This window comes from Dehalobacterium formicoaceticum, assembly GCF_002224645.1.
In the GTDB taxonomy this organism is placed as follows: Bacteria; Bacillota; Dehalobacteriia; order Dehalobacteriales; family Dehalobacteriaceae; genus Dehalobacterium; species Dehalobacterium formicoaceticum.
In genome coordinates, this window is the sequence record NZ_CP022121.1 from 1122501 (window position 1) to 1139487 (window position 16987).

General features: G+C 46.1%; 8 protein-coding genes, 2 tRNA genes and 5 rRNA genes (1 of these 15 running past the window's edge). 14 read left to right on the forward strand and 1 reads right to left on the reverse strand.

The features are described 5' to 3' along the window. The 13 genes from CEQ75_RS05470 to radA all read left to right on the forward strand — a co-directional run. Positions 1-2363 (forward strand): 23S ribosomal RNA (locus CEQ75_RS05470); it begins 582 nt to the left of the window's first position. A gap of 143 nt (positions 2364-2506) precedes the next feature. After that, positions 2507-2623: ribosomal RNA gene (gene rrf, locus CEQ75_RS05475) — 5S ribosomal RNA — on the forward strand. A gap of 20 nt (positions 2624-2643) precedes the next feature. Further along, a tRNA-Asn gene (locus CEQ75_RS05480) sits at positions 2644-2718 on the forward strand. A 238-nt stretch (positions 2719-2956) separates the two neighbouring features. Beyond that, on the forward strand, positions 2957-3895 hold the full coding sequence (locus tag CEQ75_RS05485; protein ID WP_089609438.1) for a GGDEF domain-containing protein: 939 nt from the start codon (positions 2957-2959) through the stop codon (positions 3893-3895). A 265-nt stretch (positions 3896-4160) separates the two neighbouring features. Beyond that, positions 4161-5731, forward strand: a 16S ribosomal RNA gene (locus CEQ75_RS05490). A gap of 297 nt (positions 5732-6028) precedes the next feature. Beyond that, positions 6029-8964 (forward strand): 23S ribosomal RNA (locus CEQ75_RS05495). A gap of 143 nt (positions 8965-9107) precedes the next feature. Next, a 5S ribosomal RNA gene (gene rrf, locus CEQ75_RS05500) occupies positions 9108-9224 on the forward strand. The 16S, 23S and 5S rRNA genes sit together here with 2 tRNA genes alongside, the layout of an rRNA operon. 20 nt (positions 9225-9244) lie before the next feature. Beyond that, positions 9245-9319 (forward strand) — tRNA-Asn (locus tag CEQ75_RS05505). 219 nt (positions 9320-9538) lie between these two features. Continuing rightward, a complete protein-coding gene (locus CEQ75_RS05510; protein ID WP_089609439.1) occupies positions 9539-10006 on the forward strand; it encodes a CtsR family transcriptional regulator in 468 nt (155 codons plus the stop codon). Further along, a complete protein-coding gene (locus CEQ75_RS05515; protein ID WP_089609440.1) occupies positions 10006-10518 on the forward strand; it encodes a UvrB/UvrC motif-containing protein in 513 nt (170 codons plus the stop codon). Before CEQ75_RS05510 ends, CEQ75_RS05515 begins: the two co-directional genes overlap by 1 nt. Before the next feature lie 13 nt (positions 10519-10531). After that, a complete protein-coding gene (locus CEQ75_RS05520; protein WP_089609441.1) occupies positions 10532-11617 on the forward strand; it encodes a protein arginine kinase in 1086 nt (361 codons plus the stop codon). Next, on the forward strand, positions 11611-14094 hold the full coding sequence (locus CEQ75_RS05525; RefSeq protein ID WP_089609442.1) for an ATP-dependent Clp protease ATP-binding subunit: 2484 nt from the start codon (positions 11611-11613) through the stop codon (positions 14092-14094). Before CEQ75_RS05520 ends, CEQ75_RS05525 begins: the two co-directional genes overlap by 7 nt. Before the next feature lie 124 nt (positions 14095-14218). Then, a complete protein-coding gene (gene radA / locus CEQ75_RS05530; protein WP_242965382.1) occupies positions 14219-15583 on the forward strand; it encodes a DNA repair protein RadA in 1365 nt (454 codons plus the stop codon). A gap of 150 nt (positions 15584-15733) precedes the next feature. Here radA and CEQ75_RS05535 read toward each other — a convergent pair whose 3' ends face one another. Next, complete coding sequence (locus tag CEQ75_RS05535; RefSeq protein WP_089612513.1) at positions 15734-16135, reverse strand: nucleoside triphosphate pyrophosphohydrolase family protein; 402 nt, start codon at positions 16133-16135, stop codon at positions 15734-15736. 242 nt (positions 16136-16377) lie between these two features. Between CEQ75_RS05535 and CEQ75_RS05540 the strand changes: the two genes are divergently transcribed. Beyond that, complete coding sequence (locus CEQ75_RS05540) at positions 16378-16878, forward strand: CarD family transcriptional regulator (RefSeq protein WP_089609444.1); 501 nt, start codon at positions 16378-16380, stop codon at positions 16876-16878. The last annotated feature ends 109 nt before the right edge of the window (positions 16879-16987 follow it).

Below are 16987 nucleotides of genomic sequence, written 5' to 3' on the forward strand. Positions count from 1 at the left end.
AATGTGTGATGGCGTACCTTTTGTAGAATGGACCGGCGAGTTACGATAACGAGCGAGGTTAAGTTGAGAAGACGGAGCCGAAGCGAAAGCGAGTCTTAATAGGGCGGAAAGTTCGTTGTTGTAGACCCGAAACTTGGTGATCTACCCATGGTCAGGGTGAAGCTCAGGTAAGACTGAGTGGAGGCCCGAACCGACTTACGTTGAAAAGTGAGCGGATGAATTGTGGGTAGGGGTGAAATGCCAATCGAACCAAGAGATAGCTGGTTCTCCCCGAAATAGCTTTAGGGCTAGCCTCAAGAGATGATTTATGGCGGTAGAGCACTGTTCGAGCTAGGGGCCTAACCAGGTTACCGAACTCTCACAAACTGCGAATGCCATAAATTTATCTTGGGAGTCAGACTGTGGGGGATAAGCTTCATAGTCGAAAGGGAAACAGCCCAGATCGACAGCTAAGGTCCCAAAGTGTGTGCTAAGTGGAAAAGGATGTAGAGTTGCTAAAACAACCAGGATGTTGGCTTAGAAGCAGCCACCATTTAAAGAGTGCGTAATAGCTCACTGGTCGAGTGACCCTGCGCCGAAAATGTAACGGGGCTCAAGCACACCACCGAAGCTTCGGATTCAAGAAGCTTCTTGCTTCTTGAGTGGTAGGGGAGCGTACTGAACACGAAGAAGGTTTACCGGAAGGAGAGCTGGAGAGTTCAGTAGTGAGAATGCCGGTATGAGTAAGCGAAAAGGCAGGTGAGAATCCTGCCCGCCAAAAACCTAAGGGTTCCTGGGGAAGGCTCGTCCGCCCAGGGTAAGTCAGGACCTAAGTCGAGGCGAAAAGCGTAGATGATGGACAATCGGTAAAGATTCCGATACCACCTGGATCCGTTTGAAGGAAGGGGTGACACAGGAGGGTAGGTCAAGCGCACGGTTGGTAGAGTGCGTCCAAGCCTGTAGGGAGAAAGATAGGAAAAACCGTCTTTCAAAGATCCTGAGAGGTGATGGGGAGCGAAAATAAGTAGCGAACTGACTGATCCCACACTGTCAAGAAAAGCCTCTAACGAGGAGCCAGGTGCCTGTACCGAAAACCGACACAGGTAGGTGGGGTGAGAATCCTAAGGCGCGCGAGAGAACCCTTGTTAAGGAACTCGGCAAAATGACCCCGTAACTTCGGGAGAAGGGGTGCCTTTGTAGTGTGAGGTTTTTAACAGACTGAGCATGAAGAGGCCGCAGAGAAAAGGCCCAAGCGACTGTTTAGCAAAAACACAGGTGCCTGCAAAGTCGAAAGACGACGTATAGGTGCTGACGCCTGCCCGGTGCTGGAAGGTTAAGAGGAGAGGTCAACGGAAAGGTGAAGCTTTGAATTGAAGCCCCAGTAAACGGCGGCCGTAACTATAACGGTCCTAAGGTAGCGAAATTCCTTGTCGGGTAAGTTCCGACCCGCACGAAAGGCGTAACGATTTGGGCACTGTCTCAACAAGGGACTCGGCGAAATTGTAATACCGGTGAAGATACCGGTTACCTGCGACAGGACAGAAAGACCCCGTGGAGCTTTACTGCAGCCTGACATTGGATTTTGGTATATCACGTACAGGATAGGTGGGAGACTAAGAATCTGGAACGCCAGTTTCAGAGGAGTCGACGGTGGGATACCACTCTTGATGTGCTGAAATTCTAACTTCAAGCCGTAAGCCGGCTGAAGGACATTGTCAGGTGGGCAGTTTGACTGGGGCGGTCGCCTCCCAAAGAGTAACGGAGGCGCCCAAAGGTTCCCTCAGCGCGGATGGAAATCGCGCGAAGAGTGTAAAGGCAGAAGGGAGCTTGACTGCGAGAGAGACATCTCGAGCAGGGACGAAAGTCGGGCTTAGTGATCCGGCGGTACCGAGTGGAAGGGCCGTCGCTCAACGGATAAAAGCTACCCCGGGGATAACAGGCTTATCTCCCCCAAGAGTCCACATCGACGGGGAGGTTTGGCACCTCGATGTCGGCTCATCGCATCCTGGGGCTGTAGTAGGTCCCAAGGGTTGGGCTGTTCGCCCATTAAAGCGGTACGTGAGCTGGGTTCAGAACGTCGTGAGACAGTTCGGTCCCTATCCGTCGCAGGCGGAGGAAATTTGAGAGGCACTGTCCCTAGTACGAGAGGACCGGGATGGACAGACCACTGGTGTACCAGTTATCCTGCCAAGGGTACAGCTGGGTAGCTAAGTCTGGCAGGGATAAGCGCTGAAAGCATCTAAGCGCGAAGCCCCCCTTAAGATAAGATTTCCCACAGCGAAAGCTGATAAGACCCCAGAAAGACGAACTGGTAGATAGGCCGGGTGTGGAAGGGCAGTAATGTCCGGAGCTGACCGGTACTAATAGGTCGAGGACTTGACCTTAAGATAGATTCTAAGCATAAAATTTGCTCACTGTGTAGTTTTGAGAGAACAGTTGTAGATTGTTCTAAATAGTTGATGGTTGGCAAAGGTTTTTTCCTGACCAACTGACCAACTGACCAACCGTTTCCAACTGAATACATTTTCCTGGTGATGATGGCGGAGAGGCCCCACCTGTATCCATTCCGAACACAGAAGTTAAGCTCTCCAGCGCCGATAGTACTTGGGACGCAGGTCCCTGGGAGGGTAGGTCGTTGCCAGGTTCTAATTTTATAAAGATTGATCCCTGATAGCTCAATGGTAGAGCACTCGGCTGTTAACCGAGTTGTTGTTGGTTCGAGTCCAACTCGGGGAGCCATTTTTAAAAAACTCTTACTTTTTGTAAGGGTTTTTTTCTGTATCTATATCAGAAAGCATAAGTTTTGGGGACCAGGTAGGCTCCCTTTGCTTTGACATAAGATGATTTCCTATATAAAATATGATGTAAGATTATTGAATAATATGAGCCAGCCATTCTCGTTTTTGTGAACATATGAAAATAATCATGTAAACAACTCCTGGAATATTATTTTTGTATAATTGGAGATGATTGTACGATGAGTGAAGAGATTACATTGGATATGTTAGCTCAATCTTTGAACTTATTAAAAAAAATGTACGACGCAGTGAGAATTGTAGATCCTGTGTGTAAACAAGTTTTAGATTGGGGTAATTGTGCTGCAGGAGAAGCGAGGACAATTTGTTATAAATATTGGATGAGTGGCGGAATATGTGAAAACTGTATTTCTTTGCGGGCATATTATGAGAATAAGAGTTTTGTGAAGCTAGAGCAAGGCCCAGAATATTTGTTTGTAGTCACAGCTGTACCTTTGGAAATGGGTGGACAACCTTTGGTATTGGAACTGCTCAAAAATGCCACAGATCAAATTATCCTGGGTTATGGAGATTACAATGAAGGGCATACCATGCAACACACAGTTGCGGAAATAAATGATCTAGTTATTCGAGATTCTTTGACCTCTCTTTACAATCGACGTTTTATTAATAGTCGTTTACCAATGGATATTTCCAATGCTGCGATAAACAATTCTCCCGTTTCTTTATTTCTTTTAGATCTTGATAATTTAAAGGAGATCAATGATCATTTTGGGCATGTGGTGGGAGACCAGGTTCTGAAAATGGTTGCAGAGATGTTAGGAAAGAATATACGATCAGAAAATGGGTGGGTGGCCAGGTACGGCGGCGATGAGTTTCTAATTTGCCTTAATAATACGGGAAGCAGTGAAGCTTATGATATTGCTGAACATATCCGCAGCAGCATTGAAAAAATCGACATAAATTATGAGGATAAGCAAATTCCCCTTACAATATCTATTGGTTTGCATACTACTCAAGATCTGGAAATGACTGCCGAGAAATTTATTAATTATGCGGATCATAAACTATATTCAGCAAAAAGAAACGGCAAAAACCGTATCGTCATTCAAGATGACACAGAATTTTCTGACATAGAATTATTTAAAAAAGAAGGTTGACAGGGCATGATTAGTTTGATATACTGATCAAGCGCTCGAGAGAGGGCAAGGCAAGAAAAGAAAAAGTGCTTGACAAACCGATAGTGATTTGATAAGCTATTCAAGCTGGTCTTTGAAAACTGAACAGTAACAAAGCCTGATGTTGAGCAGGAACCTCGAAAGGGGAGACTGCAAACATTAAAAAATGCGAAACCTGAAAATAACTTTGATAAGTTTAATAAGGTAATTGAATCGAGCCAATTAAACCTCGATAGAAATAAAATTTTTATTGGAGAGTTTGATCCTGGCTCAGGACGAACGCTGGCGGCGTGCTTAACACATGCAAGTCGAACGGAGATAAAAGAAACAGTTTACTGAATTTTTTATCTTAGTGGCGGACGGGTGAGTAACGCGTGGGTAACCTACCCTAAACACCGGGACAACAGCTGGAAACGGCTGCTAATACCGGATAATCTCTTGATTTGGCATCGAATTAAGAGGAAAGGTGGCCTCTGAAAATGCTACCGATTAAGGATGGACCCGCGTCTGATTAGCTAGTTGGTAGGGTAACGGCTTACCAAGGCAACGATCAGTAGCCGGCCTGAGAGGGTGACCGGCCACACTGGGACTGAGACACGGCCCAGACTCCTACGGGAGGCAGCAGTGGGGAATCTTCCGCAATGGGCGCAAGCCTGACGGAGCAACGCCGCGTGAATGAAGAAGGCCTTCGGGTCGTAAAGTTCTGTCATAAGGGAAGAAGTCTCTTTATGTGAATAATGTAAAGAGGTGACGGTACCTTTTGAGGAAGCTCCGGCTAACTACGTGCCAGCAGCCGCGGTAATACGTAGGGAGCAAGCGTTGTCCGGAATTACTGGGCGTAAAGGGCGCGTAGGCGGGATATTAAGTTAGGTGTGAAAACTTAGGGCTTAACCTTAGGACTGCACTTAAAACTGATATTCTTGAGGACAGGAGAGGAAAGTGGAATTCCTAGTGTAGCGGTGAAATGCGTAGATATTAGGAGGAACACCAGTGGCGAAGGCGACTTTCTGGACTGTAACTGACGCTGAGGCGCGAAAGCGTGGGGAGTGAACGGGATTAGATACCCCGGTAATCCACGCCGTAAACGATGGGTACTAGGTGTAGGAGGTATCGACCCCTTCTGTGCCGGAGTTAACGCAATAAGTACCCCGCCTGGGGAGTACGGCCGCAAGGTTGAAACTCAAAGGAATTGACGGGGACCCGCACAAGCGGTGGAGCATGTGGTTTAATTCGACGCAACGCGAAGAACCTTACCAGGGCTTGACATCCCTTGACAGCTGTAGAAATACAGTCTCTCAACCTTCGGGTTGAGCAAGGAGACAGGTGGTGCATGGTTGTCGTCAGCTCGTGTCGTGAGATGTTGGGTTAAGTCCCGCAACGAGCGCAACCCCTACTTTTAGTTGCCAGCATTTAAGGTGGGCACTCTAAAGGAACTGCCGGTGACAAACCGGAGGAAGGTGGGGATGACGTCAAATCATCATGCCCTTTATGTCCTGGGCTACACACGTGCTACAATGGCCGGTACAGAGGGAGGCTAAGGAGTGATCTGGAGCGAATCCCAAAAAGCCGGTCTCAGTTCGGATTGCAGGCTGCAACTCGCCTGCATGAAGTCGGAATCGCTAGTAATCGCGAGTCAGCATATCGCGGTGAATACGTTCCCGGGTCTTGTACACACCGCCCGTCACACCACGAAAGTTGGCAACACCCGAAGTCGATGAGCGAACCGCAAGGAAGCAGTCGCCGAAGGTGGGGCTGATGATTGGGGTGAAGTCGTAACAAGGTAGCCGTATCGGAAGGTGCGGCTGGATCACCTCCTTTCTAAGGAGTAACACTTTAACAAGTGTATCCTAAGGTCGATACATCAGGCTGAAGTACTGTTTGGTTTTCAGGGACTGGAGTTCCTGAGAATGTGAGAATGTGAGAAAAATTGTTCTTTGAAAATTACACAGTGAAGCAAAAAAAGGTAACTCAGCGAGAGCTGAGTATTACAGAATGCTTAGGATTCATCATCTAAGAGTAATTAGTAGATAGTAGTTAGTAGTTAGTAGTTAGTAAAAAGATTTGGTTTTACCTAACCAACTTTCCAACTAACCAACTGACCAACTAAAAAAGCAAGGTCAAGGTAAAAAGAGCGTACGGTGGATGCCTTGGCGCCAAGAGTCGAAGAAGGACGTGGTAAGCTGCGAAAAGCTTCGGTAAGCCGCAAGCAGGCGTAGAACCGGAGATGTCCGAATGGGGAAACCCGGCTGGAGTAGTATCCAGTCATCATGCACTGAATAAATAGGTGTATGAAGACAACCTGGGGAACTGAAACATCTAAGTACCCAGAGGAAGAGAAAGAAAACTCGATTCCCCGAGTAGCGGCGAGCGAAACGGGAAGAGCCTAAACCGGTTGCTTAGGCAACCGGGGTTGCGGGACTTTCATCAGTAGCATGGAAGCCTAGCCGAAGAGGTCTGGAAAGGCCCATCACAGAGGGTAACAATCCTGTAGGCGAAAGGCGGAAGTGCTGGAGAGTATCCCAAGTACCGCGGGACACGAGAAACCCCGTGGGAATCCGGGGGGACCACCCCCCAAGGCTAAATACTCCTTGGCGACCGATAGTGAACCAGTACCGTGAGGGAAAGGTGAAAAGAACCCCGGGAGGGGAGTGAAAAAGAACCTGAAACCGTATGCTTACAAACTGTCAGAGCACTATATATGTGTGATGGCGTACCTTTTGTAGAATGGACCGGCGAGTTACGATAACGAGCGAGGTTAAGTCGAGAAGACGGAGCCGAAGCGAAAGCGAGTCTTAATAGGGCGAAGAGTTCGTTGTTGTAGACCCGAAACTTGGTGATCTACCCATGGTCAGGGTGAAGCTCAGGTAAGACTGAGTGGAGGCCCGAACCGACTTACGTTGAAAAGTGAGCGGATGAATTGTGGGTAGGGGTGAAATGCCAATCGAACCAAGAGATAGCTGGTTCTCCCCGAAATAGCTTTAGGGCTAGCCTCAAGAGATGATTTATGGCGGTAGAGCACTGTTCGAGCTAGGGGCCTAACCAGGTTACCGAACTCTCACAAACTGCGAATGCCATAAATTTAGCTTGGGAGTCAGACTGTGGGGGATAAGCTTCATAGTCGAAAGGGAAACAGCCCAGATCGACAGCTAAGGTCCCAAAGTGTGTGCTAAGTGGAAAAGGATGTAGAGTTGCTAAAACAACCAGGATGTTGGCTTAGAAGCAGCCACCATTTAAAGAGTGCGTAATAGCTCACTGGTCGAGTGACCCTGCGCCGAAAATGTAACGGGGCTCAAGCACACCACCGAAGCTTCGGGATTGTAGAAATACAATCGGTAGGGGAGCGTACTCAGCGCGTTGAAGGTTGACCGGAAGGACAGCTGGAGAGTTGAGTAGTGAGAATGCCGGTATGAGTAAGCGAAAAGGCAGGTGAGAATCCTGCCCGCCAAAAACCTAAGGGTTCCTGGGGAAGGCTCGTCCGCCCAGGGTAAGTCAGGACCTAAGTCGAGGCGAAAAGCGTAGATGATGGACAATCGGTAAATATTCCGATACCACCTGGATCCGTTTGAAGGAAGGGGTGACACAGGAGGGTAGGTCAAGCGCACCGTTGGTAGAGTGCGTCCAAGCCAGTAGGGAGAAAGATAGGAAAAACCGTCTTTCAAAAATCCTGAGAGGTGATGGGGAGCGAAAATAAGTAGCGAACTGATTGATCCCACACTGTCAAGAAAAGCCTCTAACGAGGAGCCAGGTGCCTGTACCGTAAACCGACACAGGTAGGTGGGGTGAGAATCCTAAGGCGCGCGAGAGAACCCTTGTTAAGGAACTCGGCAAAATGACCCCGTAACTTCGGGAGAAGGGGTGCCTTTGTAGTGTGAGGTTTTTAACAGACTGAGCATGAAGAGGCCGCAGAGAAAAGGCCCAAGCGACTGTTTAGCAAAAACACAGGTGCCTGCAAAGTCGAAAGACGACGTATAGGTGCTGACGCCTGCCCGGTGCTGGAAGGTTAAGAGGAGAGGTCAACCGAAAGGTGAAGCTTTGAATTGAAGCCCCAGTAAACGGCGGCCGTAACTATAACGGTCCTAAGGTAGCGAAATTCCTTGTCGGGTAAGTTCCGACCCGCACGAAAGGCGTAACGATTTGGGCACTGTCTCAACAAGGGACTCGGCGAAATTGTAATACCGGTGAAGATACCGGTTACCTGCGACAGGACAGAAAGACCCCGTGGAGCTTTACTGCAGCCTGACATTGGATTTTGGTATATCACGTACAGGATAGGTGGGAGACTAAGAATCTGGAACGCCAGTTTCAGAGGAGTCGACGGTGGGATACCACTCTTGATGTGCTGAAATTCTAACTTCAAGCCGTAAGCCGGCTGAAGGACATTGTCAGGTGGGCAGTTTGACTGGGGCGGTCGCCTCCCAAAGAGTAACGGAGGCGCCCAAAGGTTCCCTCAGCGCGGATGGAAATCGCGCGAAGAGTGTAAAGGCAGAAGGGAGCTTGACTGCGAGAGAGACATCTCGAGCAGGGACGAAAGTCGGGCTTAGTGATCCGGCGGTACCGAGTGGAAGGGCCGTCGCTCAACGGATAAAAGCTACCCCGGGGATAACAGGCTTATCTCCCCCAAGAGTCCACATCGACGGGGAGGTTTGGCACCTCGATGTCGGCTCATCGCATCCTGGGGCTGTAGTAGGTCCCAAGGGTTGGGCTGTTCGCCCATTAAAGCGGTACGTGAGCTGGGTTCAGAACGTCGTGAGACAGTTCGGTCCCTATCCGTCGCAGGCGGAGGAAATTTGAGAGGCACTGTCCCTAGTACGAGAGGACCGGGATGGACAGACCACTGGTGTACCAGTTATCCTGCCAAGGGTACAGCTGGGTAGCTAAGTCTGGCAGGGATAAGCGCTGAAAGCATCTAAGCGCGAAGCCCCCCTTAAGATAAGATTTCCCACAGCGAAAGCTGATAAGACCCCAGAAAGACGAACTGGTAGATAGGCCGGGTGTGGAAGGGCAGTAATGTCCGGAGCTGACCGGTACTAATAGGTCGAGGACTTGACCTTAAAGAGAATCTTAAGCATAAAATTTGCTCACTGTGTAGTTTTGAGAGAACAGTTGTAGATTGTTCCGGGTAGTTGATGGTTGGCAAAAATATTTTTTTCCTAACCAACTAACCAACTGTCTACCAACCAACTGAATACATTTTCCTGGTGATGATGGCGGAGAGGCCCCACCTGTATCCATTCCGAACACAGAAGTTAAGCTCTCCAGCGCCGATAGTACTTGGGACGCAGGTCCCTGGGAGGGTAGGTCGTTGCCAGGTTCTAATTTTATAAAGATTGATCCCTGATAGCTCAATGGTAGAGCACTCGGCTGTTAACCGAGTTGTTGTTGGTTCGAGTCCAACTCGGGGAGCCATTTTTAAAAAAACTCTTACTTTTTGTAAGGGTTTTTTTATTTATAAAATAAAAGACCGTAAAAATAGAAGATATTTATTGAATTTGCATAAAAAATACTATAAATATCTAAAATATAACTTATTTGACTGGTTGCATGTTTCAAACGGTCATGGTTATAATAAATTAAGGTCAATAAAAGTCAGGAGATCAACTAAGGTCAAATGATTGGAGTGATACGATGAGTATATTAGCAGATGAAATAGAAAGATATTTAAAAGGATTGTTAGAAACGAGCATGGAAGGATTTCTGGAAATCAAAAGAAATGATCTGGCTGAAAAATTCATGTGTGTACCTTCTCAGATAAACTATGTTTTGGAGACCAGATTCAGTAATAATCAGGGTTATCATATTGAAAGCCGTCGGGGAGGCGGTGGGTTTATCAGGATAGTCAAGCTGGTGGTACAGCAGGACGATGATTTATTGAACTTAGTTAACAGTACCGAAGGAAAATTAATCTCTCAAAAATCTGGAGAAGGTTTAATTACTCGTTTGGAAGAAGAGGGTTTTTTGACTAAAAAAGAGGGCATTATCCTTAAATCCATTATCGATAAAAATACTATCCTCCTGGATGCTCCGGAACGAGATCTATTGAGAGGAAGGATCCTGAGGTCGGTATTAATTTCTTTATTAAGGGAGGATTTATAATGCTCTGTGATAAATGTAAGCAAAACCAGGCCACGATGCATTTTACGAAGATTATTAACAATGAAAAATATGAACAACATCTATGCGAAGAGTGCGCTCATGGTTCTTCACCCTTTGCCGGGGGGATGGATCCTAAATTTTCTTTTAACAACTTTTTATCTAATTTCCTGACCCATGATCCGGCAATTTCAGGTATGAAGCATACCGATAAATTGGAAAGGTGTGAGAATTGCGGCTTAACCTACGATCAGTTTGCTGAAGGAGGAAAATTAGGCTGCAGCAACTGCTATAGCGTATTTCAGGATAAACTAAATCCATTAATTAGGAGAATTCATAGTTCAGAAATCCATAAGGGTAAGGTACCGGAGCGAACGGGTGGTCACCTGAAGATCTTAAAAGAAATAGATTCTCTGAAAAGTGAACTTAATACCTTAATCAGCAAAGAAGAATTTGAAAAAGCCGCAGTGGTGCGGGATAAAATAAAAGATTTAGAGATGAAAATGGCGGATTGAGGAGATGATAGAGATGGATCGAGGCGATATTTTTTCCCGGCCTGATAGTAAATGGACTGAAGGAAAGGGACCCGATGCAGATATTGTGATCAGCAGCAGGGTGAGATTAGCCCGAAATATTAAAAATATGCCTTTTCCTTATATGCTTAGTGAGGAAAAGGAACAGGAAATATTAAATGCTATCAAGGACATTATTGAAACACCTGGTTTTAGAGAAAAGATGGGCACTTTTTATTATATTCCTTTAAATGAAATCGACCAGTTAGAAAAACAAATGCTGGTGGAGAAACATTTGATCAGTCCCCAGTTTGCCCAAAGTAAAGGTTATAAGGGTGTCATCGTGCGCGAAGATGAATCCCTGAGTATCATGGTAAATGAGGAAGATCATTTTCGTATCCAATGCCTCCTTCCCGCGATGCAGTTAAATGATGCCTGGGTTCTTGCCAATCAAATGGACGACATTTTAGAACAGACCTTGGAATTTGCCTTTGATAAAGAAAAAGGATATTTGACTTCTTGCCCTACCAATGTAGGAACGGGCATGCGGGCTTCAGTTATGCTGCATTTGCCCGGATTGGTCTTTACACGCATGGGATACCAGATTTTTTCTACCATGGGTCAGATTGGTCTGACGGTGCGGGGCATGTATGGGGAGGGTTCAGAGGCCTCAGGGAACCTATTTCAAATTTCCAATCAGGTAACCTTAGGTTTAACGGAAGAAGATATTATAAATCATCTCACCTCAGTGACCCTTCAGGTCATTGATCAGGAAAGGAACGCCCGTAATCTGTTCCTGAAAGAAGGCAAGGATCAATTGGAAGACAGAGTGTGGCGAGCTTATGGGATTCTCTCCCATGCCAGAAATATTTCTTCCCAGGAAGCAATGAAATTATTATCGGATTTACGTCTGGGAATTGACTTGAATCTTATTCAAGGCATTGATCCCACTGTATTTAATAACTTAATGGTTGCTACACAGATGGCTTTTTTGCAGCAAAAGGGCAAAGGGGAGATGCAGCCTCATTTGCGGGATCAGATTAGAGCAGCGACCATTAGGGAGAAAATAACCAAAAAAAACGGAGGTCATGAGTCATGTTAAATAGGTTTACGGAAAGAGCACAAAAGGTCCTTTATTTGGCTCAGGTAGAAGCAAAAAGGTTAAATCATCCTTCTGTGGCCACGGAGCATATATTATTAGGACTTTTAAAGGAAGGTGAGGGGATTGCTGCCAAGGTACTTCAGCAATTAGGTGTCAACTTGGACGGGGCAGCCGCTGATATTAGTAAAATGCTGGTTAACTCCCAAGGGACAGAAGGTGTCGAGCCCGGTTTTACACCCCGGGTCAAGAAGGTATTGGAATTGGCCGGGGAAGAAGCTTTAGCCCAGGGCGTAAATTATATTGCGACGGAACATATTTTACTGGGCTTAATTAAAGAAGGGGAGGGTTTGGCTGCCCGTATCCTGATTTCTTCCGGCATAACTTTAGAAGCAGTAAGAAATAAAATGATGGAAATGCAAGGGGGAGTATCCCAATCCAACGGCAGTAACGGCATGATGGATGGCAAGCCCCAGGCAGGGAAAAAAGGAAAACCAGCCTCGAATACACCTTCTTTAGATAGTTACAGCAGGGATTTAACTGAGATGGCACGACAGGGAAAACTGGATCCCGTTATCGGCCGGGCTAAAGAGATTCAGAGGGTGATTCAGGTTTTGAGCCGCCGTACCAAAAATAACCCGGTTTTAATTGGTGAACCTGGTGTGGGGAAAACCGCGATTGCAGAAGGCCTGGCTGAGAAAATTATCGAGGGGAAAGTGCCGGAAACTATAAAAGATAAGCGGGTTGTGACCTTGGACATGTCTTCTTTGGTAGCAGGATCCAAGTATCGTGGAGAGTTTGAGGAAAGATTAAAAAAGGTGATGGATGAGGTCCGGGAAGCTGAAAATGTCATTCTCTTTATTGATGAACTGCATACACTGATCGGTGCCGGAGCGGCAGAAGGGGCAATTGATGCTGCCAACATTTTAAAACCTGCTTTGGCACGTGGAGAACTGCAATGCATTGGGGCGACAACCTTAGATGAGTATCGCAAGCATATTGAAAAGGATGCTGCTTTAGAAAGAAGATTCCAACCGATCACGGTGGATGAACCAACTCCGGAGGATACCCTGGAAATTTTGCGGGGTCTGCGGGATCGCTATGAAGCGCACCATCGGGTAAAGATCACGGACGAAGCCTTGGAAGCGGCCGTAAATCTTTCCCATCGATATATCACAGATCGTTTTCTTCCCGATAAAGCCATTGACCTGATGGACGAAGCTTCTTCCAAGGTGCGGCTATCGGTGCATACCGCTCCTCCTGATTTGAAGCAGCAAGAGGAAAAATTAGAGTCCCTCAGAAAAGAAAAAGATGCTGCCATTAATGCCCAGGAATTTGAAAAAGCGGCGCAGCTGAGAGATAAAGAAAAGGCAGCAGCAGAAGAACTAAATAGCTTAAAGCAGCAGTGGACGAAAGAAAAAGAAGAGGAAAAATGGGTCGTGCGGGCGGAAGATATTGCCCAGGTTTTATCCAATTGGACAGGTATTCCTGTGAACAAGATGCAGCAGGAGGAAAAAGACCGTTTACTCAACTTAGAGGAAATTCTTCATGCCAGAGTCATCGGGCAGGATGAAGGGGTTAAAGCGATTTCCCGTGCTCTGCGCAGAGCTCATTCCGGTTTGAAGGATCCGAAAAGGCCGGTAGGTTCCTTTATCTTCCTGGGTCCTACTGGTGTTGGTAAAACGGAATTAGCACGTGCCCTGGCGGAAAGCATGTTTGGCTCGGAAGATGCTTTGATCCGGATTGATATGTCGGAATATATGGAAAAACATGCCGTCTCACGGTTGGTAGGAGCTCCTCCGGGGTATGTGGGATACGAAGAAGGCGGACAATTAACGGAGGCTGTTCGGAGAAAACCTTATTCCGTTGTTCTGTTAGATGAAATCGAAAAAGCTCATCCGGAAGTATTTAATATTCTGTTACAAGTTTTAGAAGACGGGCGGTTGACAGACTCCAAAGGGCGGACGGTGGATTTCAGAAATACTGTGATCATTATGACCTCCAATGTGGGGGCAACCACCATTCGCAAGGAAACAAAACTGGGTTTCACCTCCACTGTTTCGGCGGACGACGATTACAATGCCATGAGGGATCGGATCATGGAGGAAATGAAGCGCACCTTCCGGCCGGAATTTCTCAATCGTATTGATGAAATTATTGTCTTCCATGCCCTTAACCAGGATCATATCGGAGAGATTGTCACCTTAATGATCAATGAACTAAATAAAAGGGTGGAGGAGCAAGGTTTTACCCTGGAAGTAACAGCAGAGGCCAAATCATTTTTGGCTCGGGAAGGATATGATGAAGTCTTTGGTGCCCGTCCTTTAAGAAGGGCAATTCTGAGATTTGTTGAGGATCCTTTATCGGAAGCCTTGCTTAAGCAAGAGTTTCAGGAAGGGGACCGTATTCTCGTTGATTTGAAAGACGACCAAATCGTTCTTGGAAAAAAAGAGGGAATCTTATCAGGAGCAACGAATTAAAAAAGTGCAGATTGGTTCAGCATTGATCTATGCGGCAGGGCAGGTTTTGGCCCTGCCTTTCTTTTAATGCTCTGTCATCTTTCCCTAAGGCAGGATGTTAAGGTATATGAAGGAGGCCACGGTTTTGGCGAAAAGCAAGAGAATTTTTGTCTGTCGGGAATGCGGACATGATTCAGTTAAATGGCAGGGGAAATGCCCTGGCTGCGGAGCATGGAACACCATGGATGAGGAAATCATAGCACCGAAGAAGACGCAAACTGCCGGTTTTGAAAGGAACACTTCCGCCGCCGGTCCCATGCCGATTACCCATGTTCAAACAAAGGAAGAAGACCGTTTGCTATTAGATAATGAAGAATTAAAAGGGGTTTTGGGAGGGGGTATAGTTCCCGGATCCCTGATTTTGGTGGGGGGTGAACCGGGAATCGGCAAATCTACTTTACTTTTGCAGGTGGCATATGAGGTTGCCATAAAATATGGTAAGGTGCTTTACGTTTCGGGGGAAGAATCTGCCCATCAGATAAAAATGCGGGCGGAACGATTAGGTACGATCCATCCCAATATTTTACTCCTGACGGAAACAAATATGGAACAGGTCTTGATCTACGCGCAGAAAGAGGCTCCTGTATTGATGATTATTGACTCTATCCAGACAGCTTATTTACCGGAAATATCTGCGGCACCGGGAAGTGTCACTCAAGTTCGGCAGTGTGCAGCTGAGGCTATGGGTTTTGCCAAAGGGAGCGGATTGGCTTTGGTTTTGGTGGGACATGTAACCAAGGAGGGGATGCTGGCCGGTCCCCGAGTACTGGAACATATGGTAGATACGGTCCTGTATTTTGAAGGAGAAAGGCAGAACTCCTTCCGGATACTGCGGGCCATAAAAAACCGTTTCGGTTCCACCAATGAAATTGCCGTTTTTGATATGCAGCATCAGGGATTGGTTTCCGTATCCAATCTTTCTCAATTATTCTTATCTCAAAGGCCCCAGGGTGTTTCCGGTTCGGTGGTATTCAGTACGATGCAGGGTACCCGGCCGGTTCTGCTGGAGGTACAGGCTTTATCGGCGTCAACCTCTTTTGGCAACCCGCGGCGTTTAACCTCCGGAGTGGACTATAATAAAACATTGATCATTTTAGCGGTTTTGGATAAGATTGTAGGCATGCATTTAGGCAGTCAGGATATTTATGTGAACATCGCCGGGGGAGTAAAGATTGATGATCCTGCCGCTGATTTAGCCATAGCCGTGGCGGTGGCTTCCAGCTTTCGTGATCAGGAAATAGACGGACACACAGTTGTTATGGGGGAGATCGGTTTAAATGGCGAAGTGAGAGCCGTCACGAACTTGGAACGAAGGCTGAAAGAAGCTGTTAAAATGGGTTTTAAGACAGCCTTGATTCCTCAGGGGAATAAAATGAACCAAGATCTTGGTCTTACCGTGCTGCCGGTGGGCAGCGTGAAGGAAGCCTTGGATGTCATTTTCACGCACTAACCGTCCGTAAGACCCCACAACGGACGTTAAGTTCCTGATTGGTTCAACTAACTATCAGCAGGGGATGAAGAAAACCCTACTGATAGAAGTTTCACTTAATGGGCAGGTAATAAAAAAGGCACCGCTCAAGGTGCCCTTTAAGTCAGATCGTTAAGTTAGATTAAAAATACGCAGGGTTGATAGCTTTTTATTTTCTTTTAAGATGACATCATATAGATTTATATCCATAGAATTGCACAAAGCTGCGATATAAAAGAAGGTTTTACCTAATTCATTTTCCAGGGTTTCTTTACAGTCGGCACAGATTTTGCCTTTCAGATTATTATCCAGCAGCTTGGCAATGGCAAAGTCATCGAAAGTTGCGTCAGGAGACAATTCTTTTTTTTCGGCATGGACTTGGAGACAACCGCAATTGGTAATGGTTTTAACAGCAGACCTATTGACTCGAGCGGTCGATTCCTGAATTTTTGAGAGAATATCTAGAATACTTTGATGCCGTACTAAATATTTCGAAACTGTATTTTGAAATTCATCACAGATCAAATCGGTCACCTTTGCCACTCCTTTGAAGAAATCTTTTGTAATGATATTATACTTTTTATCAGGTTGGATTGTCAATGTGAAGGATGTGATAAAACCTCCCCTAACCTTCCTTAACATCCGTTACAAAAGATTAATTTATTTCATAAAACCATTGACATGGTACAGGCGGTATGATAAAATATCGGTTTAATTGACATGGGGGATTATTTCTGTTATAATATATACATTAGGGATAATTGGGGGGTTATGAAATGTTTCGGATCGGTGATAAGGTTGTCTACCCCATGCATGGAGCAGGTGTTATTGAATCCATCGAAGAAAAAGAAATCTTGGGGGAAAAAAGAAGTTATTATGTAATGCGTATTCCTATCGGAGATATGAAAGTTATGGTCCCCAGGGATAGTGTAGATGAAATCGGATTGCGCCAGGTAATTGATGATTCTGGATTCAAAAAGGTCATGTCAATATTAAATGAAAGTAAAAGTCCCATGTCATCTAATTGGAACCGCCGCTACCGAGCGAATATGGAAAAAATTAAAAGCGGTAACATTTATGAGGTTACTGAAGTTGTGAGAAATTTAATGCTTCGGGATCGGGAAAAATCTTTGTCTTCCGGAGAAAAAAAGATGTTGGACTATGCCAGACAGATCCTTATCAGTGAATTGGTTTTATGCAGGAACCAGGATGAAGAGGTGGTGGCCTCTTTGATCGATAGGGCTCTGGGGAAAGAAGCTGCCAATGTCTTGTCTTAATTTTTATAGAAGCCCAAATAGTTGGGCTATTTTTTTACTTTTCGAAATTTAAATTTTTATCTTCGCCTTGGCGGCAAGCAAAGTTTTCTAATTAATAGTTGAAACATTT

What these genes read in the sequence shown, in the direction of transcription:
- CEQ75_RS05485 (WP_089609438.1), top strand. Translation starts at nt 2,957, where the DNA reads ATGAGTGAAGAGATTACATTGGATATGTTAGCTCAATCTTTGAACTTA.
- CEQ75_RS05510 (WP_089609439.1), top strand. Translation starts at nt 9,539, where the DNA reads ATGAGTATATTAGCAGATGAAATAGAAAGATATTTAAAAGGATTGTTA.
- CEQ75_RS05515 (WP_089609440.1), top strand. Translation starts at nt 10,006, where the DNA reads ATGCTCTGTGATAAATGTAAGCAAAACCAGGCCACGATGCATTTTACG.
- CEQ75_RS05520 (WP_089609441.1), top strand. Translation starts at nt 10,532, where the DNA reads ATGGATCGAGGCGATATTTTTTCCCGGCCTGATAGTAAATGGACTGAA.
- CEQ75_RS05525 (WP_089609442.1), top strand. Translation starts at nt 11,611, where the DNA reads ATGTTAAATAGGTTTACGGAAAGAGCACAAAAGGTCCTTTATTTGGCT.
- CEQ75_RS05540 (WP_089609444.1), top strand. Translation starts at nt 16,378, where the DNA reads ATGTTTCGGATCGGTGATAAGGTTGTCTACCCCATGCATGGAGCAGGT.